The sequence below is a fragment of the Paenibacillus sp. Y280 genome (assembly GCF_056786335.1).
This window is the reverse complement of sequence record NZ_JBXCIW010000007.1, coordinates 109,389-132,626: the sequence shown is the minus strand read 5'-3', so window position 1 is coordinate 132,626 and position 23,238 is coordinate 109,389. Positions and strand designations below refer to the sequence as shown.

General features: G+C 46.6%; 18 protein-coding genes and 1 other RNA gene. 4 read left to right on the top strand and 15 right to left on the bottom strand.

The window, feature by feature from the left end; genetic code table 11:
• Window positions 1-45 precede the first annotated feature (45 nt).
• From AC1TPC_RS11630 to glgB, 5 genes are all read right to left on the bottom strand, one after another.
• On the bottom strand, window positions 46-2,031 hold the full coding sequence (locus AC1TPC_RS11630; protein WP_482067020.1) for a glycoside hydrolase family 15 protein: 1,986 nt from the start codon (window positions 2,029-2,031) through the stop codon (window positions 46-48).
• Window positions 2,013-3,476: a glycogen synthase GlgA gene (glgA, locus tag AC1TPC_RS11625; RefSeq protein ID WP_482067019.1), complete on the bottom strand. Its 1,464-nt coding sequence runs from the start codon at window positions 3,474-3,476 to the stop codon at window positions 2,013-2,015. Before glgA ends, AC1TPC_RS11630 begins: the two co-directional genes overlap by 19 nt.
• A gap of 134 nt (window positions 3,477-3,610) precedes the next feature.
• On the bottom strand, window positions 3,611-4,723 hold the full coding sequence (glgD, locus tag AC1TPC_RS11620) for a glucose-1-phosphate adenylyltransferase subunit GlgD (RefSeq protein WP_482067018.1): 1,113 nt from the start codon (window positions 4,721-4,723) through the stop codon (window positions 3,611-3,613).
• Entirely contained in the window at window positions 4,720-5,886 is a 1,167-nt protein-coding gene (locus AC1TPC_RS11615) for a glucose-1-phosphate adenylyltransferase (protein WP_482067017.1), read from the bottom strand. The genes glgD and AC1TPC_RS11615 overlap by 4 nt, the downstream gene beginning before the upstream one ends.
• Window positions 5,887-5,903: 17 nt before the next feature.
• The gene (gene glgB / locus AC1TPC_RS11610) at window positions 5,904-7,811 is read right to left on the bottom strand and encodes a 1,4-alpha-glucan branching protein GlgB (protein ID WP_482067016.1); all 1,908 of its coding nucleotides are present in this window, start codon (window positions 7,809-7,811) and stop codon (window positions 5,904-5,906) included.
• A 703-nt stretch (window positions 7,812-8,514) separates the two neighbouring features.
• On the opposite strand from glgB, the gene AC1TPC_RS11605 reads away from it, so the two are divergent.
• Complete coding sequence (locus AC1TPC_RS11605; RefSeq protein WP_482067015.1) at window positions 8,515-9,408, top strand: helix-turn-helix domain-containing protein; 894 nt, start codon at window positions 8,515-8,517, stop codon at window positions 9,406-9,408.
• A gap of 2 nt (window positions 9,409-9,410) precedes the next feature.
• On the opposite strand, the gene helD is transcribed toward AC1TPC_RS11605, so the two are convergent.
• Window positions 9,411-11,738 (bottom strand): RNA polymerase recycling motor HelD, encoded by a 2,328-nt coding sequence (gene helD, locus AC1TPC_RS11600; protein ID WP_482067014.1) that lies wholly within the window; start codon window positions 11,736-11,738, stop codon window positions 9,411-9,413.
• Between the two features lie 243 nt (window positions 11,739-11,981).
• On the opposite strand from helD, the gene AC1TPC_RS11595 reads away from it, so the two are divergent.
• The gene (locus tag AC1TPC_RS11595) at window positions 11,982-12,707 is read left to right on the top strand and encodes a queuosine precursor transporter (RefSeq protein WP_482067013.1); all 726 of its coding nucleotides are present in this window, start codon (window positions 11,982-11,984) and stop codon (window positions 12,705-12,707) included.
• 61 nt (window positions 12,708-12,768) lie between these two features.
• Here the strand turns inward: AC1TPC_RS11595 and AC1TPC_RS11590 are convergent, their stop codons facing one another.
• Together AC1TPC_RS11590 and AC1TPC_RS11585 are read right to left on the bottom strand one after the other, a co-directional pair.
• Complete coding sequence (locus AC1TPC_RS11590; protein WP_482067012.1) at window positions 12,769-15,096, bottom strand: alpha/beta hydrolase; 2,328 nt, start codon at window positions 15,094-15,096, stop codon at window positions 12,769-12,771.
• Complete coding sequence (locus AC1TPC_RS11585) at window positions 15,087-15,875, bottom strand: ABC transporter ATP-binding protein (protein ID WP_482067011.1); 789 nt, start codon at window positions 15,873-15,875, stop codon at window positions 15,087-15,089. Before AC1TPC_RS11585 ends, AC1TPC_RS11590 begins: the two co-directional genes overlap by 10 nt.
• Before the next feature lie 110 nt (window positions 15,876-15,985).
• Between AC1TPC_RS11585 and AC1TPC_RS11580 the strand changes: the two genes are divergently transcribed.
• Entirely contained in the window at window positions 15,986-16,615 is a 630-nt protein-coding gene (locus tag AC1TPC_RS11580; protein WP_482067010.1) for a GTP pyrophosphokinase, read from the top strand.
• Between the two features lie 76 nt (window positions 16,616-16,691).
• Here AC1TPC_RS11580 and AC1TPC_RS11575 read toward each other — a convergent pair whose 3' ends face one another.
• From AC1TPC_RS11575 to AC1TPC_RS11565, 3 genes are read right to left on the bottom strand one after another with little or no spacing between them, the layout of a single operon-like run.
• Complete coding sequence (locus AC1TPC_RS11575; RefSeq protein WP_482067009.1) at window positions 16,692-17,108, bottom strand: DUF4190 domain-containing protein; 417 nt, start codon at window positions 17,106-17,108, stop codon at window positions 16,692-16,694.
• 6 nt (window positions 17,109-17,114) lie between these two features.
• Window positions 17,115-17,327: a DUF1540 domain-containing protein gene (locus tag AC1TPC_RS11570; protein ID WP_482067008.1), complete on the bottom strand. Its 213-nt coding sequence runs from the start codon at window positions 17,325-17,327 to the stop codon at window positions 17,115-17,117.
• Between the two features lie 54 nt (window positions 17,328-17,381).
• Entirely contained in the window at window positions 17,382-17,882 is a 501-nt protein-coding gene (locus AC1TPC_RS11565) for a YpuI family protein (RefSeq protein WP_169081952.1), read from the bottom strand.
• Between the two features lie 183 nt (window positions 17,883-18,065).
• Between AC1TPC_RS11565 and AC1TPC_RS11560 the strand changes: the two genes are divergently transcribed.
• Complete coding sequence (locus AC1TPC_RS11560) at window positions 18,066-19,910, top strand: S8 family peptidase (RefSeq protein WP_482067007.1); 1,845 nt, start codon at window positions 18,066-18,068, stop codon at window positions 19,908-19,910.
• A gap of 66 nt (window positions 19,911-19,976) precedes the next feature.
• Here AC1TPC_RS11560 and rnpB read toward each other — a convergent pair.
• The 4 genes from rnpB to AC1TPC_RS11540 all read right to left on the bottom strand — a co-directional run bounded on the left by rnpB (window position 19,977) and on the right by AC1TPC_RS11540 (window position 23,177).
• Window positions 19,977-20,384, bottom strand: an RNA gene (gene rnpB, locus AC1TPC_RS11555) — RNase P RNA component class A.
• An 86-nt stretch (window positions 20,385-20,470) separates the two neighbouring features.
• Window positions 20,471-21,592 carry a Nif3-like dinuclear metal center hexameric protein gene (locus AC1TPC_RS11550; protein WP_482067006.1) on the bottom strand — a complete coding sequence of 374 codons (1,122 nt, stop codon included), beginning with the start codon at window positions 21,590-21,592 and terminating at the stop codon, window positions 20,471-20,473.
• Entirely contained in the window at window positions 21,559-22,341 is a 783-nt protein-coding gene (locus AC1TPC_RS11545; RefSeq protein ID WP_482067005.1) for a tRNA (adenine(22)-N(1))-methyltransferase, read from the bottom strand. The genes AC1TPC_RS11550 and AC1TPC_RS11545 overlap by 34 nt, the downstream gene beginning before the upstream one ends.
• Window positions 22,341-23,177 carry a hypothetical protein gene (locus AC1TPC_RS11540; RefSeq protein ID WP_482067004.1) on the bottom strand — a complete coding sequence of 279 codons (837 nt, stop codon included), beginning with the start codon at window positions 23,175-23,177 and terminating at the stop codon, window positions 22,341-22,343. The genes AC1TPC_RS11545 and AC1TPC_RS11540 overlap by 1 nt, the downstream gene beginning before the upstream one ends.
• Window positions 23,178-23,238 lie beyond the last annotated feature (61 nt).

The following is a 23,238-nucleotide window of genomic DNA, read 5'->3' as shown; positions in this document are numbered from 1 at the left end:
AGCATACAGGTTTTTTCTATTACTTTTCATTTCTCGCAGAAATCTTTATAGTAAACCGTTTGCCTCTGCTTCCTGTCGAAGCCGCTTGTACTTCTCCGCATACTTGCACACGCTGTGAACGACTGTTGCATGCGACCACGTAAGCGGTGCTACAGATAAAGGCGAACCGTCATACGGGTTCAGCTGCTCCGGCAGCAATCCGCTTTGAAGCGCATGATCCGATACCCATTGCAGCGTCCGCCGCGGGCCTTCCAGCTCTTCAAGCGTTTTGGCTGAATCAATCTCAAAGTTGGCTACCCAAAGGGTACAAATAATCCATGGGTTGCCTGGAACCTTATCGATTTCGCCAGATTGCTGGAAGTAATAATCGTTCGTATAGCGAGCGACGCCTCCAATATGAGTCTTTACCTGCAAGCCTTCTTTAATAGCCAGCATCGTCTGCACGACGCGGTAATCGTCAACAGGCAGCACGCCAAACTCAAGAACGCCAAACAAGCTGCTCTCAAGCGTCATATCCTTCACCCAGCGATTGTCCTTCTGAATAAGGCCACGTGCGAACCGGCCTGCTTCTTCATCCCATAGATGAGTAATAATGCCATGTTTAATCACTTCTGCCGTGCTTTTGTAATGATCGCTGCGCTCGTAATCACCGAACAGATCGGTGAAGTAGGAAGCCGCCATCAAACCGCCGTAGACAGATGCTGCCGTGTAAGTCCAGATGCCGTAGCGCTCCTCCCACAAGTCGTAGCTGGGCTTAGGCAGCGATAACGATGGCTCAATATAGGAGCTCAAGAATGTAGCAGCCTTTCGTATTAAATTGCTGTACAATGACTGAGGAAGCTCAATGACCTGATTTCGCGAGTAATCCTTCCACAAGGCGAACAGGACAAGGGCTGTCTCATCCTCCTGGATCGGCAATCGTCTGCTTCCCTGCACGATATACGGATGCCAGCTGGAGCCTACAGTGCCATCTGGATTGTATTTGTGGTACAAGTATCCTTCTGGCGACAAGGCTTGCGCGCAGAAATTAAAAAATGGAGCAATAACACTTTGATACCCGGCCATCGACATGGCGTCTGCAATTAATGCGCCGTCACGAGGCCACATATAGCTGTAATGGTCACGGTTGTACTGTAAAATATCCGTATCATTCGCAGCCAAGATGGCCCCGCGCTCATCAACCTGTGTTCGAACGAGCAGCAAGCTTAGCTTGAACATCTTCACGACATCATAAGGCAAATCACCAAGATCGGATTCTGCGCGGCGAAGCCAATGCTTCCAGTAAATGACCATTCGGCTGAGAAGCTTCTCCGGATGGTTCTCCTGCACGTATTGGTTCAGTTCTTTTACTTCCTCGAGATTTTGGCCGATCGACATCCAATAATAAATGGTCTTGTCGTTATTCGGCTGAACGACTGTTCGGAAGCTGATCGTACTGTCTACGGAGCCTTGGGCAATCGAGTTGCCCATAAGGACGCCATCTTCAGCATCGCGCCAAGTTCCCTCTGCGGATTGAAATCGTTTAATGCCTGTCGAGTACTGTGTCATGCCGCCTTCATCGGAGAAGCCGTTGAACATAAAGTAATTGTTCCGTTTGTAATGATAAAGCGTATGATTCTCTGGGTAATAAACGGCGGTATCGCCAACCTCCGTGCCATCGATCATTAAATCCTGATGAAAGAACAAGCGAACCTCTTTCGGATCGTTTGTCTTGTTTCGAATGACAACCCGCTTGATGTAAATGCACTCGCGTTGATGAATGCCGTCATTCATGTGAAGCTCGATCCCAAGTCCCTCATGCTTCGCCGTAATATTTGTGACTAAGGAATCCTCGATATAATCCAGATCGAATTTCCATTCCGGCTCATCCAGCCAGCTAAAAGCTCCTTCTACCCAAACACCTAAACGACAATACTGTCCGCCCACATGATTTAACTGTCCAACGAACGGATAATAAATATCACGAATGTAACAATGCTGATCCAAATTAAGAAGCATCTTTCCGTTGCCGATTACAAGATGACGGGCCATGATTCCTTCTCCTCTCGATGCGTTGCAAGTTGAGTATAAACGGATATATATGCTTTGGCGGAACGGTTCCAGCTGTAATCTTCCTTGTTGCCATTAAACACAATTTGCTTCCAAGCTTCCTCATTTCGATATAGAGCTAACGCTCTGCGTACGGTATACATATAATCGTGCGCATTGTAATTAGTAAAGCTGAAGCCGTTACCTTCGCCAGTATATTCGTTGTAGGCTTGAACCGTGTCCTTTAGTCCACCTGTCTCGCGAACAATCGGGACGGTACGGTAGCGCAGCGCAATCAATTGACTTAGACCGCAAGGCTCGAACTGTGAAGGCATTGCAAACATGTCCGAGCCCGCATAAATGCGGCGGGCAAGCCTGTCATCATAGCCTATCCATACGGCAACCTTACCAGGATGGTGATAAGCAGCATGATTTAGAATGTGCTCATAACGCCTTTCTCCTGCACCTAAAATGACAAATTGAACGTCCTCTTGCAGCAGCTCCTCGAAAGTAGCGGCGATTAGATCAAAGCCCTTCTGCTCGACTAGCCGCGAGACGATTCCGATGAGAGGCACCTCTTCGGATTGCGGGAGTCCCAGCTCGCGCTGAAGCTCTACTTTATTTTTGCGCTTGCGGCTAATCGAATTTCGATAGGGTACTTCCAGCGCGCTGTCATTCATCGGATCAAACAGCTCGTCATCGATGCCGTTCACGATTCCGATCAAATCTCCCGAACGGTATCTAAGCAGCGAATCCAGCCTTTCGCCGAAGTATTCGGTCTGAATTTCTTCCGCGTAGGTGCCGCTGACCGTTGTGAGCTTGTCTGCATACACGAGACCGCCCTTCATGCAGCAGCCGGCACCATGAAACTCCAAGCTGCCCTCAAGAAACATATCATCGCCCGCTCCAAGCAAATCCTTCAGCAGATCGATGCCGAACAAGCCTTGATATTTCAAGTTATGAATGGTGAATACCGATTTGGTATAGGCCCAAGCCGGATCGTGATAATAGCGAGTCTTCAGCAGAAACGGGATTAGACCGGTTTGCCAATCATGGCAATGGACGATATCAGGGTGAAATTCTATGTAGCGGACGGCTTCCATCACTGCGAAGCAAAAAAATACAAACCTTTCCGCATCATCCCCGTATCCGTATAGCCCTTTTCGCTTAAAATAAAACTCGTTATCAATTAAATAATAAATCGTGCCGTCAAACTCGCCTTTCAGCAGCCCGCAATATTGATTGCGCCAGCCAAACGATACAGTGAATTGAGCGATTAGCTCGAACTGCGAGCTAATCGCTGCAGGAATTTCTTCATACTTAGGCAATACGACTCTGGTATCAACGCCTCGCTTATTCAGCGCCTTAGGGAGCGCCCCAGCAACATCTGCGAGACCGCCAGTCTTCGCAAGCGGCACCGCTTCAGAGGTTGCGAACAGAATGTTCATAGGATTCTCCTTTCTTATTGACACCGCATGAGCGTCTGCTTCAACCCGATTGGAAACTTTTGGCGGCTTCCAATTGCATTAAAGCTTTTGTTTCGCGGCATAAGCATAATGATGGCTTAAACAATCCTATTGAATTAAATAATTTTTCGTTTGCCTGCTAAAAATGGCGAACTGGCTGCGCCTCTAATGTCACGTTCCGCTTCGATACGAACATCTTTATCCAAGATGCTGTGCTGCAGGAAGCTATTTTCACCGATAACACCATTTTGCATTACAATACTGTTGCTCACGACGGCGCCTTTTTGAACGTGTACCCCACGGAACAAAATGCTGTTGGTGACCGTTCCTTCTATGCGGCAGCCGTTCGCGATTAAAGAATTCGTAACCTTGGAGCTGCCTAGATAACGAGCCGGCGGTTCATCCTTTACCTTCGTAAAGATTGGACCCGGCTGGTAGAAGAGCTCCTTCCAAACTTCCGGATCGAGCAAATTCATATTGTTGCGGTAATAGCTGCTTACCGTATTTACTACTCCCAAATAGCCTTCATACATATAGCCATAAACGTTCAGCTTGTCGAGCCTTGATAAAATCGCGTGCCGAACCAGATGATCCTGACCTTGCGCTAGCGAAGTTTCTACGAGCTCCATAAGCAGATCCTTACGCATGACGTACATCTCCATGGAGCTGATGTCGCTGGACATGCGGCCATAGTGATCTTGAATGGAGGTGATTCGGCCTTCCTCATTCATGAGCACTTTTCGGGCCTTGCCCGTCAGCAAATCCTCCTGCTGCTTGCACACAACCGTGATATCGGCTTCTTTCTCCAAATGAAATTGAATGACCTTCTCAAAATCTATATTGCACACCATGTGGCTGCGAGTAATGACAACGTAATCGAGCGATGAGCGATTAAAATAATCGCGCTGCTGATAGAAATGATACAAATCGCCCCTGCTGATCTCTTGGATATCGTCCGTTGCCGGCGGTAGCACAAATAATCCGCTTTGACGGTGCTGCAAATCCCAGTGCTTGCCCGAACCAAGATGATCCATAAGCGAGCGGTATTTGGTATGTGCGAATACAGCTACCTTCGAGATGCCTGAATTAACCATGCTTGACAATACAAAATCGATTAAGCGGTAACGCGCGCCAAAGGGTACCGTTGCGAGGCAGCGTCCCTGCGTAAGTCGTTCAAGCTCGTCGGTCTCATGAATTAGATTGATGACGCCCATGACTTTATGCTTCATGAGTGCTCCACCTCCTGCAGCAAATGATCGTTCGTCACGTATTGATCAACAGCAATTACGGTAATAGCATCATCATCCGGGCTGCCTATCGTAACACCCGCTTGAATGACTGCTCCTTCACCAATAATAGCTCTATATATGCGCGCGCCTTCACCTATACGTACGTTAGGCATAACTACAGACTCGGTTATAACGGTATCTTTTGCCGATTTGACGCCATAGAACAATACTGATCGGTCAACAATGCCTTCAATCATGCAGCCTTCCGTTATTAAAGAAGCGGATACCTCTGCGGAGGACCCGATATGCTGAGCTGGTTGATTAGGGCTAACCGAGTAGATGCGCCAGTCGGCATCTGCGAGCTCAAGCGGCGGCTCTTCGGCAATAAGGTCCATGTTCGCTTCCCATAAGCTCTCGATTGTGCCGACATCCTTCCAATAGCCCTTAAATGGATAAGAATGGAGTCGTTTGCCATCCCTCATCATGGCAGGAATAAGATCCTTGCCAAAGTCATGGCTGGAGGTGCGGCTTGCCTCATCGTAGATCAAATATTTTTGAAGCTCGGACCATGTGAAAATATAAACACCCATCGATGCGATGTTGCTGGTCGGATTTTTCGGTTTTTCCTCAAAGGCGGTTATGCGATCCTCATCGTCGATATGCATGACGCCAAAGCGGCTTGCTTCCTTCCAATCCACCTCAATGCCAGCGATCGTCACATCTGCGCCAGTGCGCTTGTGATGCTGAAGCATGAGCTCGTAATCCATTTTATAGATGTGATCACCCGAAATGATAAGGACGTATTCAGGATTATATGGTTCAATGAAGGACATATTCTGATAAATGGCATTCGCCGTACCCTTGTACCAAACGCCGCCCTTTTGTTTCATGAACGGAGGCAAAATCGTCATGCCGCCATCACGGCGGTCAAGTCCCCAAGGACTGCCGATTCCAAGATAACGATTCAGCTCAAGCGGCTGATATTGCGTTAACACGCCCACCGTATCAATTCCCGAGTGCGCGCAATTACTTAATGTAAAATCAATAATTCTGTATTTCCCTCCAAAATAGACAGCTGGCTTTGCTAAATCCTTCGTGAGTACGCCTAACCTTTTACCTTCGCCTCCTGCAAGCAGCATAGCGATCATTTCTTTTCGGCCCATAGACACCAACTCCCTCTCTAATGTGTGTCCCCCAGATCTAAGGTGATGAACTGGAATGTAAGGGGGGGTAAATGAAGCGCAATGCTCTGATTGTGCCCATGCCAAGCGACGTTTTCGCTGCTATAGCAAAGCTGTGTTTGTGTTTCCGTTCCGCCAAATTGCTTGTCATTGCTATTTATGAAAGAGCGATAAGAACCTGGCTCTGGAACACCGATACGAAACGGTTGATAGTCGTTTCTTGAGAAATTGGCAATAATGATAGAAAAGTCGGTATTACCGCGGCGGATAAAGGATATGACAGATTGTGCTGCATTATGAACATCAATCCATTCGAAGCAAGCGGGATCGCTGTCTCGCTCCCAGAGCGAGGGTTGTTTCACATACATATGATTAAGCGACTTCACATAATGATGCATGCTGTTATGCATATCGTAATCAAGAAGCATCCAATCGAGCATGTCGCCATCTTTCCACTCGTCGAATTGCCCCCATTCACTGCCCATAAATAACAATTTCTTGCCGGGATGCGTCATCCAAAATCCATAGAACAATCGTAATTGAGCAAATTTCTCTTCATAGCTTCCAGGCATTTTATTTAAGAGCGAGCGTTTGCCGTGTACAACTTCGTCGTGCGAAAGAGGCAGGACATAATTTTCAGAAAATGCGTAAAGGAGCGAAAACGTGATGAGATGGTGGTGGTGCGAGCGATCGGGCGGATCTAGCGCCATATAGCGGAGCATATCGTTCATCCAGCCCATATTCCATTTAAAATTAAATCCGAGGCCGCCTTTGTAGGTTGGTGCTGTAACTGCCGGCCATGCGGAAGAATCTTCAGCTAGCATTAGAGTATCGGGGTAATAATGAAATACGGTTTCATTGAGCTTCTTGATGAAACGAAGAGCATCTAGGTTGTCAGGGCCGCCGAGATAGTTGTAAGTATGCATTTCTGGCGGTTTGTCCATATGTAAATTGATCATGCTTGCGACGGCATCAACTCTCAAACCATCGATGTGATAAAGATCCATCCAATACATGGCATTGGAAATAAGAAAGCTTGCGACTTCATTCTTGCCGAAATCGAAGGAAAGGGTTCCCCAGAGCGGCTTCTCAGCCCGCTTTGCATCAGCGCCCTCGAAGATCGGCGTTCCGTCAAAGAGACGCAAGCCATGATCATCCTTGCAGAAATGTCCAGGCACCCAGTCCAAAATAACGCCTATTCCGCTCTGATGGCATTTGTCAACAAACCGCATCAATTGCTTCGGTGTTCCATAACGGCTCGTTACGCCGTAGAAGCCTGTTATTTGGTAGCCCCAGGATTGATCCAAAGGATGCTCGGAGATGGGCATCAGCTCGATATGGGTATATCCCATTTCAGCGGTATACGGAATCAAATCATCTGCCAATTCATCAAACGTGAAAAAATCTTCTTTGCCTTTAATCTTCCAGGAGCCGGCGTGAACCTCATAAATAAGGAGCGGATTGGTGTAAGCTGGAAGCTCGCGTCTCTGAAGCTGCCATTCTTTATCATCCCATTCATAACCGTTTATTTGCGTTACGATAGAAGCCGTTCCGGGCCGACGCTCGGCAGAGAAAGCATACGGATCAGCCTTTCGAATGATAGTCCCCTCGGAGGTTGCGATCTCGTATTTGTAAAATTCTCCTTCACCGATCTTCGCAACGAATAAGGTGAAGATGCCGGTTGTACCAATTCGTTCCATAGGATGAAGCTTCCCATCCCAATTGTTGAAACCGCCAATAACGCGAATTTTTACTGCATTAGGAGCCCATACTGTAAATCGGACGCCGTCATTTCCGTCCACACGAACGAGGTGCGCACCCATAAAACGGTAGCTGTGATAGGAACTGCCTTCATTGAATAAATATAAGTCCTTGTGCGATAATCCGTTAGGTGCCGTTTGAACCATTGGTGGTTTCACCTCCCTGATGGATGATCTATGAAGAGCCATAATCAACTGTGACTGATTTACTGTAACCACATTATACATGGTTTTATGAAAAAAACACAGTTGTTTTCATAGATTTCGACAGCTTCATTTATCTCGTGTCAGATTTCGTGACATTAATATGATTTGAGCCTAAAACGCGCTGAATGTAGTAATGTTTGGCACAAAAACCTTTCGTAATCGAAATCTTAGCGCAATTTATCCATTTGCAATTTGGTACTTGCTTCTCTCGACGCGGCCTTACGGTATGAGGATCTCCATGACGTAACAATCGTTGATGATGCATTGCGCACAAATCCTTTGCTTTAATCGGCTTCATACAGTTTTCTACGCTGCAATGATTCATAATTAGTCTCCCCTGTGTTTATGCCTGATAGCTCATACCTATTTTGATAAAAGTTGTCTGCTATCCATATTATCGGGAAATCGAATTAGAATAAAGCCTGCTGTACGTTTATTAAGAGCGATTAAGAACAATTAAGACACCAATTGCACGCTATAGGTATGCATTAAGCTACCGAGTTTAATTAATTAAACATAAATATCTTATTTGAATCACTGCTACTAAACTGTCAAAATCATGGACTTGTATGTCACATTCCGCTATTTTATACTTTAAATTGTTTGCTCGGAATACGAAAGGAAAACAGAGGAGTGTTTGTGTTTGTCGATTTATAGCCAAATTTTTCAAATGATGGATCAGCCGATGATCCTATTGAGCCAAAATGACCGCGAAGCGCGCATTGAAGATGCCAATCAAGCCTTCCTTCGATTAACCGGTTTTACGCTCGCGGAGCTTCAATCCAAAAAAAGCAGCTACCTTCTTAAAAAATATAAGGTCGATAATTCAAGACAAGTATTAAAGAGCGAAGTAAGCATCTATACGAAGCTAAAACATCAAATTTCGGTACGAATTGATCAACAGCCCTTGCCAAAAAACAGCGAAGATGATATCCTTCGCGCCGTTATTACGTTCCAGAACTTGAGTCCTTATAAATGGATTGAGCAGCAAGCGGAAAAAAATAAGGTGTTGATCAGCGGGATCGTAGACAGCCATCAGCATGTTCGTTTAATAAGAGATGGCCTAGGCCCCATGTTGTTTGAAACTGACCGTAAGCTTAATGATGAAACACTGATGCAATTTATTGCCGATACAGATCATGGATCTATGCGAGAAGTTATACAGGAGGCTTATCAGCATAAGAAAGAGATGGGCATAAAACTTAAAACAAGTAAGCAGAGCGGTATTGAGCTTGAGATGTCGGTATCATTTGCCCCGATCCTCGACGGGTATGGCGAAGTGTCGGAATTTGCGTTCGTCATCTGGGATATACGTCCGATAGACGATAAAATCGAAGCTTCCGTCAAGCTGCGCATATGGATGGCCAAAAGAGACGTAACGGCCGGCCATCTGTCTGCTTCCACCGGCATTTCCATTCAAACGATCTCGAAGCTGCGAAACGGAAAAATTTTAAAGCCCCAAAGACTCACAGCAGAGCTGATCGCTTCGGAGCTTCAAATTGAAGTTCATGAAATATGGTCAGAAATTAGAAAATAAGGCTACCGGATAAATGACGTGAGCTCATCGGTATAAAACAGATGCAGCTCATGCATCGCTCTTGTGCAAGCGGTATAAAACAGCTTTCTCTCGCTTTCTTGCCCATAGCAATCTTGGCTTGCATTGCTAATAAGCACAGCGTCAAATTCGACACCTTTCGCAAGATACGAGGGAATGACAATAATACCTTTTTCAAAGGTAACCGTTTCTTTCTGGACTAGTCGCAGCTTTGGAAGATAGGTCTTCAAGGCTGCATGCAAACGGTTGCTTTCGGCAGCCGTTTTACATATGACTGCTATCGATTGATAGCCCGATTTTACCAATTGATCGATTCTTTCCTTCATTTCCTGCACAAGCTCCGATTCATCTGCCGCTTTAGTAATCGTTGGCTCTTCGCCATCTCGATTGAAAGGCTCGATCTGGTCGCCCCCATCAATCATTCGGCTCGTGAAGGCTACGATTGGCCGAGTTGAGCGATAGCTTCTTGTTAGAACAATTTTCTCCGTCTCTTCCTCGCTATAAAGCTCCGATAACGGCTCAAAGCCGTTGCCAGCGACAGCATGAGCGAATATCGACTGATTCAAATCGCCAAGCACGGTCATTTTACAGTTAGGAAAAATACGCTTAAGGTAATGATACTGGAATGGCGAATAGTCCTGAGCCTCGTCAATAAATAAATGTTTAACCGATGTATTTGTATGAAAGCCTTCCAGCTTTTCTTTTAAGTACAAGTACGGTGTCGCATCCTCATAGAAAATATTCCCGCTGCTCAGCATCGCAATCGTTTGCTCGCTTATTTCCTTCCACTTGTCCGGCAGCTCATGCTTGCTTGCCTGCAAGCGATCCAGCAAAATCTGATTATTGTCGAATAAGCGCCGATAGATTGCCGGAACGTCAAGAAAGGACAAACGCTTCACTCTTCTGCGCAGCTTTTTGAATTTTGCCTGTACGACCATAGCCGCTAAATAATCATGCTCCGCATCAAAATCATCAAAGGAATTGCCCGCAAACCGATTTTTTCGCTGAAGCTCTTCAAAGGCTTTGGCATACGTCTCTTGATCGAGCAGCTCAATCTGCTCCTTCACCCAATCCTGCTCGCGTTCCACGCGGCTAAGCCTAGTCAGTTCCTTCAGCATCCACTCCGCCGTTAAGCGCATGCGGTTGCCGATAGAAATCGAATGATCGCATTTATAAAATTGCTCCGCAATGTCGGTCTGAGAAATCAGTGTGCGTCCTTTAAATGCAACAGCTTTAAACACCAGTCCTTCATGACCAAGCGCCGCTGCATAGCCATCGATCAGATGCATGAAGGATGTACTGGACTTGTAAGTAATCGCTGCAATTCTAGCCTCATATTCGCTATCGCGATCAGCAGCCAACGTATATTCCATCTGTGAAAAAGGATCTTCAAGATCAAACGTCTCGCCGAGCCTATGCTCCAGATATTGCTGGTAAGTTGTTTGCTGCATATTTTGCTCGCCAAGCTCGGGCAATACCGTTGCAACATAGCTGTTGAACATGGGATTGGGTGAAAACAAAACGATTTGGTCGGCATTCAGCCAGCCCCGATAACGATACAGCAAATAGGCTACGCGCTGAAGCGCGGCAGACGTTTTGCCGCTTCCCGCAGCTCCCTGTACAATTAGCAGCCGCGCGCGTTCGTTACGAATGATGCGGTTTTGCTCCCGCTGGATCGTCGCAACGATGCTTTTCATCTGAGCGTCGGATTGCTTGCCCAGCACCTCTTGAAGCAGCTCGTCACCTATGGTCACACCCGTATCGAACATGCTGTGAATCTGTCCTTCACGAATAATATATTGGCGCTTGAGCGATATTTCGCCGTTAATCGATCCGGTCGGCGTTACATATTGTACCGGACCCGGGCCGTAATCATAATAAAGGCTTGAGACCGGCGCACGCCAATCATAGATTAAATAATCATAGCCGCTCCCATCAAGCAGCGATCCGACTCCTAAATAGATCGGCTCCGATTTCGTTTGTCCTTGCTCCACAAAATCGATTCGGCCGAAATACGGAGAATGTTCCAGCTTTAATAGCGTTTTGAGCTGCTCCTCTGCATGACGATGGCTTCTCTCACGTTCAGACAGCACTTCAGCCTGCTGCTTCATGCTTGCGTGCGACTCGGCAGACTCTGCCGCATCCTCAAAATTTAACGTTACATCGTCCCAAAAATTACGGCGGATATCGACAATATCCTCGCGCATCCCGCCGACCTGCTTTTGAAATTCCTCTATACGTGAGCGGATGATTCCCGTCACATCATTTACACGCTGCTGCTCTTGCTGCAGCTGTTCATTTGGATTCGTCATGATAACACTCCTTAGCTATTTAGTAAGGTTGACCAGTTCATAATCATACCATGCTTAAAACAGAACATCCATTCTACCAACTTCTGCCGTTCAAGTGAAACGCCTATGAAATCTATTGCCGCGCTCATAAGAAGCGTTTATAATGACAAAGGCAGAAAAACAAGTCAGAAGTTATACACACTATTCTTGCAATCCGCGGTTCGAAAACTCCCGCGTTATCAAAACTAGGAGGTTATAGGCAGTATGTTTAATTTGTGGTTCGGCGCGATCTTTATGCTCGTGCATTTTTCATTATTCCTTTTATCCTATCGTTTTTTTGGGCGAATAGGCATATACGCTTGGATCGGCATGGCCACTGTGCTTGCTAATATTCAAGTTGTAAAAACAATCGACATTCATGTATTTGGCATGATTATAGCGATTACGCTTGGGAACACCATGTACGGAACGATTTACTTGGCTTCTGACCTATTGAATGAGAAATATGGAGAAAAAGCAGCGAAGAAAGCTGTGTGGTTTGGCTTTTTCACGCTCATTGCCACAACTATTATTATGCAAATGGCACTTCTCTTTAATCCGCTGAATGAACCATTTCCTCTTGAGGTGCAGGGCGCGCTGGAAACGTTGTTCGGTCTAATGCCCCGGATCGCCTTAGGCAGCTTATGCGCCTATTTTGTCAGTCAGTTTCTTGACGTTAAAATCTATTCGGTATTAAAGCGTCTATGTCCTGCCCCAAATCAGCTTTGGATTCGCAACAACGGAAGCACTGCCGTAAGCCAGCTTGTTGATACGTTCATCTTTTGTACGATTGCCTTTGCTGGCGCAGACGGGTATGATAATAAGCTTTGGCTTTCGATTTTCTTGTCGACTTACGTCATAAAATTTATCGTATCGCTTTGTTCGACACCATTCTTGTATGCGGCAAGAAGCTTCACCTTCAAAGAAGATGAGGCAAGTACGAGCAGCTGAGCTAGATCAGGATACAAAAGCGGGACTGCCTTCTGCCAGGCATCCCGCTTTTTTTTCGTACTTATGGCATAAATCCAATATCATCGAGCATCACTTTTCCAGGACCATTGACGAATCGGAACGTAATCCGGCTGATATCCTGAGCAGCAATTGCATTCTCCTCCGTGCCAAACTCCTCAATAGGAAGCATATAGGTTTGAAACACAGGCTCATTAGATTCCTTGTACTTCTCTTCCTTCATTCGCTCTTCAAGCCAGGACAGAGACATAAAGGCCGTATAGGCAGAAGGCGAAACCGGCATGATATCGGCTAATTCCAGCTCCCTGCTCTCTCCATCCGTTGTTGTAAGCTCGATTTCAACTTCAGGCAGCGGCGGCAGCTCCTTAACCACTTCCGTATCATTTGCCACCTCAGCCTTGTCATCTGCTTCCTCTTTTGCAATTAAATCACGCTCTAGATTGGCCATAGAGAAAACAAGATTGCCTTCTGCTATGTCGTCCACTTCTGTTCTCACACGAAGAGGTATTTCCAGCTCATACTCAGCACCAGGTTTAGCCCACTCCAGTTCCATTCCTTTAGTGCCTTTGTTTTTTCCGTCCCGGTCCTCGGCAGATACGATCTGCCACTCCTTCATTCCGGACGCACTAGCCTTTCCGCCGTCCTTTAAAACCGTTTTTCGTTTGCCATCGTCATACCGAGCGATTTCGGTAAACGCTGATTCCTCGTAACGATTCGTGTACATCGTATCCGGCAGCCATGCCAGCCCAGTCCGATAATCTTTAAACAAAGGCTGATAGCGCTCATCGCCAAGCAATGTCGCTTGCAGGAATGCCGACACATAAACCTTGGATATTTGACGCTGCGCATCCGCTTCCAATAGATTTTGACGATTCAAAAACAAACCGCCCGGCGGGCGTTCGTCCATTTTTCCCCAGTCTGAATTGAATTGACTATGGTTCGCATCTGCAATATATAAAGCCGTTTTGAACTTGCCTGATTGCTCCTTGAAGGTTGTTCGGCTAAATTGACGGTCGCCGTAAAAATTGTTGACATCGGCATCTCTAGCTCCTTGAAGGGTCAAGTAGTTCACATCAGTTAAACGTGCCGACTTATCGTCTACCTGCTTGTCCGTAGGCGCAATCGCAATAACGGATTTTACTGCAATGCCTTTTAGGCTGTCCAGCGTTTTGTCATCTTTAAACCATCGGTCTGCATCCGCAGCCATCGCAACGGCCTGACCGCCGCGCGAATGACCGATTAAAGCCACCTGCTCTAAATCTACCCGATTCGTAAAAGGGTTTCCTGTTGTTTCGTTTAACTGCTTAATTTGCTGCAGATGCTTCAGCATCAGCCAAGCCCGCACCTTCATATCATTATTCGGAATGCCTGACCACACAGAATAGTTGAGAAAGTTTTCATCCACAGAAACCGCAATAATGCCTTTGCTTGCGAGCATTTCACCTAGATAGCCATATCCGCCATCAGAGAAGTCCTCCATAAGATGATTGCCATGAACGATTAGCGCAATTGGAAACGGGCCAACACCCTCTGGCATCCATACCCGGCCATTTAAGGGAAGGGCATGCTCATCGAAGCCCCAAAATCGGGTTTTGAGCGATGACCATTTCGTAATATAGGTTGACGCATCAACTGCTGCGGACAGCACATCCGCCTCATCTCCAAAAATCGCTCTATGCTTGTCTTTCCCGCTTCCATAAGTAAAAGCTTGAAAACCAAGCTTTCCTTGTTCAGCTGGATTAGGAGCATCCAATACTGCAACGCTGCCGGCTGCAATTTGATCGTTTTGCATGCTCTCTCTTTGCGGCAAAGGTGCTGGCCTCGGCCAATCCAAATATACGAAGCCCACGGCAATCATACAGGCAAAACAAAATGCAAGAATCGCCTTGCTTCCCGATCTCATTCTCATTTTGATCAGGAAGCCAAATAAACAGCCAGCGAGAGCGCCCGATAGCGTGAATGCCAAAGCGAAAATAATCGACATTAGAATGCCTAGCTCAGCAAAATATAAAATAAGATAGGTTTCAACCGACACATAAAGCCAAACAGAAGTGAACCTACGCGGCAAAGGCAAATACATAAGATTAAAAAGGAATGATAACAATACGGCAGCTATACTCATAGCAGCAGCGTTAACTATCAAAAATACGATAATGTCTATTGCTGTACCTAAACCGGTCGGCATCCCGAGCACAGCAGCCAGCATCGATATAGACCCGAATAATGCGGTGCTGCCTGTCGCGATTCGCCACACAAAATGATCACGAGCGTTCCTTGTCGTATAGCGGATATTTAGCCAAGTCTTCGTTATTTGCCATTTGCTTGGTACAGGCAGCTGCTGCTGCTCCGTTTCTTGTAAGCCTAATTCCATAAATCCCCCTTCACAGAAAGCCAATTCCTCCCGTCTCGGCGCTGAATATGTACCGGCACCTCAAAAAAATCGCTCATTAATGCCGAAGTCAGCACATCGGTTGTCTCGCTAGCCGCAAAGACTTGTCCTTCTTTAATTAAGAGCGTCTTCGTAAACACGGGCAAAATTTCCTCGACATGATGCGTTACATATATGATTGTCGGTGCACTCTCCTCCGCTGCAACTGCGGCTACCATCTGCAGCAACTGCTCGCGTGCAAATACATCAAGACCGGTGCAAGGCTCATCCAAAATCAGAAGCTTAGGCGATGCCATTAGCGCCCGGGCAATTAATATCCGCTGTCGTTCGCCTTGAGACATTGTATCATAGGTTCGTTCCATCAAAGCTGTACAGCCCAGCGCCTTCATCAAAGCTTCAGCACGTTCCAAATCCTCGGAATCGGTCTGATCATATAAGCCGATTGTAGCAAACTTGCCGCTAAGCACAATCTTTATAGCCGTTTCACTGCCGTACAGCTTCTGCTGCAGCGAAGTGCTGACCCAGCCGATGCTTTTGCGAAGCTCGCGCAAATCAAATTCGCCAAACGTTTTGCCAAGCACCGACATAGTGCCTTCAGTAGGCCATATATAACCGTTAATCATATTCAGAAGCGTCGTTTTCCCAGAGCCATTCAGCCCAAGCAGGCACCAATGCTCGCCTTCGTTTACCTGCCAGTTCATATTTTGCAAAATTTGTATATGGTTTCGATCCCATGATACGTTTTGGATGTCTATAATCATCGTTAACACTCCTATCTGTTGACAGTACCATTTTCCATAAATTTGACTTGGCCTATAATATCGACCATTATAAGCATATACATAAATGTTAGTTCAGGAGTGATCTGCTAATGAAAACCAATCAACTAAAGCAATGGGCTCATTTTTTTCTTACCTATAAATTTGCGCTAGATGCCGTAGAAACGAAACTTAACATTTTAAACGAAGAATTTCAATTTATACATGACTACAATCCGATCGAGCATATGAAAACTAGAATTAAAGCGCCTGAGAGCGTCATGCAGAAGCTTCAACGCAAAGGGCTGGATATAACGCTTGAAGATGCCAAAGAGCATATTCGCGATATTGCAGGTGTACGCGTCATCTGCTCCTTCTCAACCGACATTTATCAAATCGTCGATATGATCAGCAAGCAAAGCGACGTAAGAGTCGTTGAGATTAAGGATTATGTCATCAACCCAAAGCCTAACGGCTACCAGAGCATTCACTTGCTAATCGAAATTCCTGTCTTCCTGACGGATCGGACAGAAAATGTTCTCGTCGAAATTCAGATTCGCACGATTGCGATGGATTTCTGGGCGAGCTTGGAGCACAAGATCTATTATAAATTTAATGAACAAATTCCGCCACATATTCAGGAGCAGCTAAAGGGCTCAGCCGATATGATCCATTTGCTCGACAGGCAAATGCTTGCATTGAATGTAGAGGTGCAGAAGCATCGCGAGCAAGCGTTGAAATAAATAAATAAATAAATAAATAAATAAACAAATAAGCTCCCTCCCACTTGCTGGGAAGGAGCTTATTTGTTTATTTCACTCAGGTAATCGCGTAGTAAAAGGGCACGATAATTAAATTTAAAGCAAGAGCAATTAGTCCGATCGCCATAGCCCAACCACCGAGTCCGCGAGCGCCTTGTCGATATGCAATGAAGCCAAGCACAGCTGCTGTAGCTCCCATCAATACCGGCCAAATAAACCATGACGCAATCGCAAATACGAGCGACACCCAACCAAGCGCATAACCGCCTGTCCGAGTATCTTCCCGCTCTGTTCGTTCAACGTATCGGTCTTCTCTCCGCTCCGCATGCACAACTGGATTGCTGACAGCAAAATCTGCAGCCATTTCTTCATTTACATCAGGCAAGCTATCCGTCCCCATAACAGGATGACTTGTCTCTGCCAAGTGATCCCGGTCATCCAACAGCTTTCTATAATCGTCTTCATATTTACCCATCGACCATCACTCCTTTGGCTTAAAGGTAAGACAACATGTTGACTTGGATTTCTCAGCTTGATCCTGATGAAGTCGACCCAGCTCTTCGCCAGCAAATTCTTCATTGATATTGGCACTTGCATGCTGGTCAATTTCGATATTGATTGCACTTGCTCCGCAATTGTTGCCTTCCTTCCAGAAGCTGCAGTTAGCGACGCTACAAGTTACGCCTTTTGGCATAAAAAAATCACCTCCACTATCAAGTTTCCCTGACTGGAGGTGATTCATTCTGCCTTATTTTTGTCCTTGCATGCGGCGCTGCGTCATGTAGTCATTTTCGTAATAGGCCAATTCGTCACGCAGCTCCTCGAAAATTTTTGAAATGTTAAGTACGATATCACGGGAATCACGGCTCGGCTTGAAGCGGAAGCGAATCGCATCCTGACCCGTATAGGCATAGCGACCATCTTCGGAATAACATTCGTTCTTCGGATAGAAAAACGCGCTTACGCATTGATGGTAAACCTCATACAGCACGCGTTCCGCATAATCTGTATCAAAATTGGGCCGTCTGAGCAAAACTCCCAGCTTTTCAACTGCGACCTCAGAGAACACCAATAAATGTCTCAAATCGGATAATAGTCCTTTATAGAACGTTTGAGCTTCTTCACCTTGATCTTCATTCGTTAATGTGAGCAAAGAATTGTTATTCAGAAACGGTTCAAGTTGATTTACCGCATCCTTTAGCTTCGTGCGGGTTGAATCGGTTAGCGCTTTGACGTTAGCAGATGGCATATAGGTAGTTCCCCTTTCATAGTCCAAACACACGTAAAAACTACAGTCATCATTATCGTACCACAAATTACATGGAAGTGGTACTGGCGATTCACTCTTTTGTCCGCATATTTTCCGCTTTGAAACCAGAACCTACAGATTAGACTTAGCTCAAATTAGAAACGAACAATGGAGGTTTCAAGCATGTCTAGAAAATGGATAGGTGCCCTAACAATTTTAGCCTTAGTCGCCTTGCTTATACCTACATCGCGTATTGTTGCTCCAAAGGATGTTAAAAAAACGCCTCAAACTTCTAGCTTTTCCGCCAAACGAGAGCATACGCTCAAATTAGCAACCCTTCAGGATGACATGAAGGCAACGGCTATGCTTTGTTCAACGGAATGCTCCAAAGATTTTCAAAAGCTTATGAGCACGAGCATGGGCTCAAAAACGGCTGCCGATCAACAGATCAAGCATATGATGCACGAGCATATGCACATGTCCTACATTAGCTGGATATCCGGCAATCGGAGTGTTAATCGCGGCACCCTTCCAGAATCGGATAAGGGTCAAGCCGAAGCTTATGTCTCAGAAGCCAAAACTCAAGTAAGCAAAGGCGCGAAATATGAATCGACAGTCTTTACTGCAAAGGATGGCAGCCGGTATATGGTTCTTGGAGTACCTGATTCCAAGCATGCCGGCATCGGCGTTGTCGGTGTGATCAAGCAGGATATCGTAAAGTCAGTCGAAAAGCACCAAATGCGTAATCTTCGGCTCATTCCCTATCCGGCCGAAGGCAATTACAAAATTGAATCTGTAAAGCCGAATTCAACGATTGATACGACGGTTCGCAGCGGAGAGGACAATGGCAACGCAAGCCACTATCATGTACGTGATGTCGTCGTCCATTTCACTAAGCCATTGACACCGGATGAGATGGATCGCGTAAAGAAAGACATCCAAGCGGAGTCGGTCAAGCAAATCGGAGATACATTCGTATTCCGTTCCAAAAGCATTGATGCCGATCAGCTTGTCCATTATTTCAAAAAATCTTGGAATACGGAATATACAGAACCGCATTACTTATATATGACGAACGAAACAGATTCCATCATTCCAAATGATGCACTATATTCGGAATATCAATGGAATTTGCCGTCTATCAGGGCGGAGAAGGGCTGGAACGTATCGAAGGGCAGTGACCAAGTCGTTATTGCCGTCCTTGATACTGGTGTACAAAGCAACCACCCAGATTTAAAAGGCAAACTTACAACAGGGACCAACATTGTAAATGAAGGTACAGATCCAGATGATGATGTAGGCCACGGTACGCATGTATCTGGCATTATCGGCGCGTCAGTTAACAATGGCGAGGGTGTAGCCGGATTATCCTGGTATAACAAAATTATGCCCGTCAAGGTGCTCGACAGCAGCGGTGCCGGCTCTACCTACTCCGTTGCCCAAGGTATCATTTGGGCAGTTGACCACGGCGCTAAAGTCATTAATATGAGCTTAGGCAACTATGCGCAGGCTGACTTCCTCCATGATGCCATCAAGTATGCTTACGAGCATGATGTCGTTATGATCGCAGCCAGCGGCAACGATAATACCGATCGGCCAGGCTACCCAGCCGCCTATCCTGAGGTGTTCGCAGTAGCTGCAACGAACAGCAGCAAGGAAAAGGCTTCCTTCTCCAACTACGGCGACTATATTGACGTTGCAGCGCCAGGGGACAGCATCGCAAGCACCTATCCCGGCAGTCAATATGCAGCATTGTCAGGTACATCTATGGCAAGTCCTCATGTTGCTGCGCTAGCTGGCTTGATTCGTTCCGTCAACCCAGAGCTATCCAGCGTTGAGGTTATGGAGATTATGCGCAAATCAGCCATTGATTTGGGCGACAAAGGCAAGGACAATTATTTCGGCTACGGTGAGATCGACGTCGACAAAGCGCTTCAAGCCGCTACTAAATTCGGTGGCGCTCTTCAAACCTATCCGGATCAAGTCAAACGCAGACTGGATCGAATCGTTTCCAAATACGACAGATAATGATCGATTAAACAATAAAGCACCCATCGCATGCGATGGGTGCTCTTTGTTGTTGTAGGATGTCGTGCGGAAAGTTTGCCGTAAGCCGGGTTCTGTACTTCTGGTGGTCCAAACGGGAACGACCCTCCCACGATGAAGCGACAATCATCTATCTAGGCCGTACATTACTGCACGGCTCCAGCAACCAACCCGGACGCGCCTCAGGCTAAGGCTGCAGCTTAGGGGCTGCGGCGTCCTCTCGGTCTTGCTCCAGATGGGGTTTACCAGGAACATAGTCACCTATGCTCCTCGTGGTCTCTTACACCACGGTTCCACCCTTACCTGTACCGGCAATAAAGCCGGCCATCGGCGGTCCATTTCTGTGGCACTATCCTTCAGCTCGCGCTGACTGGACGTTATCCAGCATCCTGCCCTGCGGAGCCCGGACTTTCCTCTCGCGGCAACAAGGCCGCCAGCGATTGTCTGTCAAACTTTCCGTAGCATCGTTAAGTATACAAGGTATTTCGCAAAAGCTCAACCCTGAAGTAAATGCCAACTTATCCATCCAACCTTTATTGTTTTTATACAAAGGTAAAAGGCTCTGTATTCAAAGATGAAGGTATCGCTTCCGTTTCGGATTTGCTGCTGACAAGCTGCTTATTCAACCAATCAGCTACCTGCTGCTTCATTACTTTTTCGATGTTATGGCCAGGATCAATTATGGTCATGCCCGCTGCGAGTGCGTCATGAGCCGTATGATAATCAATATCCCCGGTAATAAGCACATCCGCCCCAGCAAATACCGCATGTCGAACATATTTGGCACCCGCGCCGCCAAGTACGGCAGCCTTCCGCACGATGCGATCGAGCGGTCCGACTACACGAACTGCCGGTACATCAAATATTTCCTTCGCTCTCTCTGCAAGCTCGCCTAAAGTGACAGGCTGTGCAAGCTTGCCAACTCTGCCGAGACCAAATGAACGACCCTTCAAATCAATCGGGTACAGATCGTAAGCAACCTCTTCGTAAGGATGCGCTTTTAACATGGCTTGTACCGTTTTGCGGTGAACGCTGTAGGGCACAATCGATTCAATGCGAACTTCGTCAACCTTCTCGAGCTTGCCTTGTGCTCCGATATAAGGAGTCGTGCCAGGACCTGGAACAAATGTCCCCGTTCCCTTTATGTTGAAGCTGCAATTGCTGTAGTTGCCGATCTCGCCAGCGCCAGCGCGCCAAATCGCCTCAAGCACTTGCTCCTGATGGCTCTCCGGGACAAATACGACAAGCTTATAAAGCTTGTCCGTATGAACCTCTTCCAAGCATTGGCGACCATCAGGTACGATACCGATGAGATCAGCAAGCCAATCATTGATGCCGCCGTCGGCTATATCGAGATTCGTATGCGAAATGTATACGGCAATGTCATTTTTAATAAGCTTCTCATATAATCGGCCGGCAGCAGTTGATGTATCCAGCTTCGCGAGCGGTCGAAATATAATCGCATGATGGGCGATGATCAGCTCTGCCCCATGCTCGATAGCCTCGTCGACAACGGCATCCGTTACGTCCAAAGCAACGAGTATCTTCGTAATCGTCTTATTCAACGTACCAAGCTGAAGCCCGATTTTATCATTTTCCACCGCATAATGCTTTGGGGCAAGCTGCTCCATCAATTGAATGACGGTTTGACCGTGGGCAAACATAACAAAACCTCCTCAATCACATGCTTCTCCGCTTGGAATTGCTCACGCTTGATTGCAGATTCCGGAAGCTCTGAGCCAGCAAGCTGCTCGCAAATGCGTTCCAGCTTGCTTAGCTCATGACGCCACTTTTTGAATAGCTCTTGCTTCGGATGACGTAGCAAATGCGGCCCCATCTGCTTCAATACTTTAAATGTCGTTTCCGCATCAAGCTCGAGCTTCAAGAAGCTGCCATCGTACAGCTCACTATTTCTGGTATTGGCATCCGAAACCCGAATCGCATGCATAACCTCATAGATTTTGCCGTCTTCCTCAAGGATACTCTCAGCATTTAAATACCAATCATGCTTTAGCAGCCATTCGCGAACCGCTTCTTCACCAACATTAGGCTGCAGCACAAGCTCCTTAACGCCTTCCAGCTTGCCAACTGCTTGTCCTGCATCAAGAATGCTGCTCATTAAGCTGCCGCCCATTCCGGCAATGGTGACCGTATCCGCTTCGCCAGGCTGCAGCACATTTAAGCCATCGCCTTGACGCACTGTCAGCCTGGCAGTAAGTCCAGCGTCAGCAACTTGCTTTCTTGCCGCCTCGAAGGGACCAAGATTCAGCTCCCCTGCAATCGCAGCAGGACATTTATCGATTTGAAGCAAATATACGGGAAGCATCGCATGATCGGAGCCGATGTCAGCGATCCGCGAGCCCTCAGTTACATAATCTGCAATTAGCTGCAGACGTCTTGAAAGTTTTAACATTATACAACCCACACCATCCATTTTTTTCGCATAGAAAATAATAATGCGCCGCCTACAGCAATCTTCAAGATAAGCTGCAGCTGCAGCCAAATCGCGTTATCTACGAACATCATCGCATACAGCTCGGGCATAAACCAAACGAGCGTGCCAGTTAAAAACAGAATTGCCGACACCTGCTTTGACCACCGATTGACGAACCAGCTGCTCCAACCGAACAAGCAAGCAATTGGAAGCCAGTAAAGCTGGACCTCATACCATTTGGAATCCACCATAAATTGCGACAACAGCCAAGCATACACGAGTATAGCCGCCAGCCAGCCGCATAGATGAAGCACAGGAATTCGGGCAGCTATCCCATAAATAATCCAAAAGAGTGAGCACAAGGCGAGCAGCCCTGTTTTCCAGCCCCATTGATCGAGGCTATGAATATTAAGCAAGTACAATCCGCCGCCTAAAAGCAGCAGCATGCCCGTGCTTGTTATTGCCATTCCAGCAGCTTCATTTCGCTTGCGAAGCCTTTGCCCAATTGTTAGAAAAGCACCCGCTCCGCCAATCACGACGGCCATTTGCAATAATGGATGAAATTCGTTAAAATAAAGCACAACAAAGGAAATTAAGGTAAAAGTTCCAAAAGTAAGCAGCCACTGCATGCCTGTAGCCCGCGAGACGGCGGCAATTGCTTTTCCTACTGTATGATGCTGTTCTCTGGTCGTTTGGATTGCATCCTGATCAGCATATAAATTCATCAGAAAATCACAATATTGATCCGGCAGCAGCTTGCTTCTCCGCCAGTGATCAATTTCTTTTACGATAATTTGCCGACGATCCTGATTCATAGAATTCAGCTATCCTTTCGGTTACTTGCTTATCGGCAAGTCCTTATGTATAAGGTCTGTT

Coding starts and splice junctions, on each gene's coding strand:
- AC1TPC_RS11630 (WP_482067020.1), bottom strand. CDS start 2,031: ATGGCCCGTCATCTTGTAATCGGCAACGGAAAGATGCTTCTTAATTTG.
- glgA (WP_482067019.1), bottom strand. CDS start 3,476: ATGAACATTCTGTTCGCAACCTCTGAAGCGGTGCCGCTTGCGAAGACT.
- glgD (WP_482067018.1), bottom strand. CDS start 4,723: ATGAAGCATAAAGTCATGGGCGTCATCAATCTAATTCATGAGACCGAC.
- AC1TPC_RS11615 (WP_482067017.1), bottom strand. CDS start 5,886: ATGGGCCGAAAAGAAATGATCGCTATGCTGCTTGCAGGAGGCGAAGGT.
- glgB (WP_482067016.1), bottom strand. CDS start 7,811: ATGGTTCAAACGGCACCTAACGGATTATCGCACAAGGACTTATATTTA.
- helD (WP_482067014.1), bottom strand. CDS start 11,738: ATGACGAATCCAAATGAACAGCTGCAGCAAGAGCAGCAGCGTGTAAAT.
- AC1TPC_RS11595 (WP_482067013.1), top strand. CDS start 11,982: ATGTTTAATTTGTGGTTCGGCGCGATCTTTATGCTCGTGCATTTTTCA.
- AC1TPC_RS11590 (WP_482067012.1), bottom strand. CDS start 15,096: ATGGAATTAGGCTTACAAGAAACGGAGCAGCAGCAGCTGCCTGTACCA.
- AC1TPC_RS11585 (WP_482067011.1), bottom strand. CDS start 15,875: ATGATTATAGACATCCAAAACGTATCATGGGATCGAAACCATATACAA.
- AC1TPC_RS11580 (WP_482067010.1), top strand. CDS start 15,986: ATGAAAACCAATCAACTAAAGCAATGGGCTCATTTTTTTCTTACCTAT.
- AC1TPC_RS11575 (WP_482067009.1), bottom strand. CDS start 17,108: ATGGGTAAATATGAAGACGATTATAGAAAGCTGTTGGATGACCGGGAT.
- AC1TPC_RS11570 (WP_482067008.1), bottom strand. CDS start 17,327: ATGCCAAAAGGCGTAACTTGTAGCGTCGCTAACTGCAGCTTCTGGAAG.
- AC1TPC_RS11565 (WP_169081952.1), bottom strand. CDS start 17,882: ATGCCATCTGCTAACGTCAAAGCGCTAACCGATTCAACCCGCACGAAG.
- AC1TPC_RS11560 (WP_482067007.1), top strand. CDS start 18,066: ATGTCTAGAAAATGGATAGGTGCCCTAACAATTTTAGCCTTAGTCGCC.
- AC1TPC_RS11550 (WP_482067006.1), bottom strand. CDS start 21,592: ATGTTTGCCCACGGTCAAACCGTCATTCAATTGATGGAGCAGCTTGCC.
- AC1TPC_RS11545 (WP_482067005.1), bottom strand. CDS start 22,341: ATGTTAAAACTTTCAAGACGTCTGCAGCTAATTGCAGATTATGTAACT.
- AC1TPC_RS11540 (WP_482067004.1), bottom strand. CDS start 23,177: ATGAATCAGGATCGTCGGCAAATTATCGTAAAAGAAATTGATCACTGG.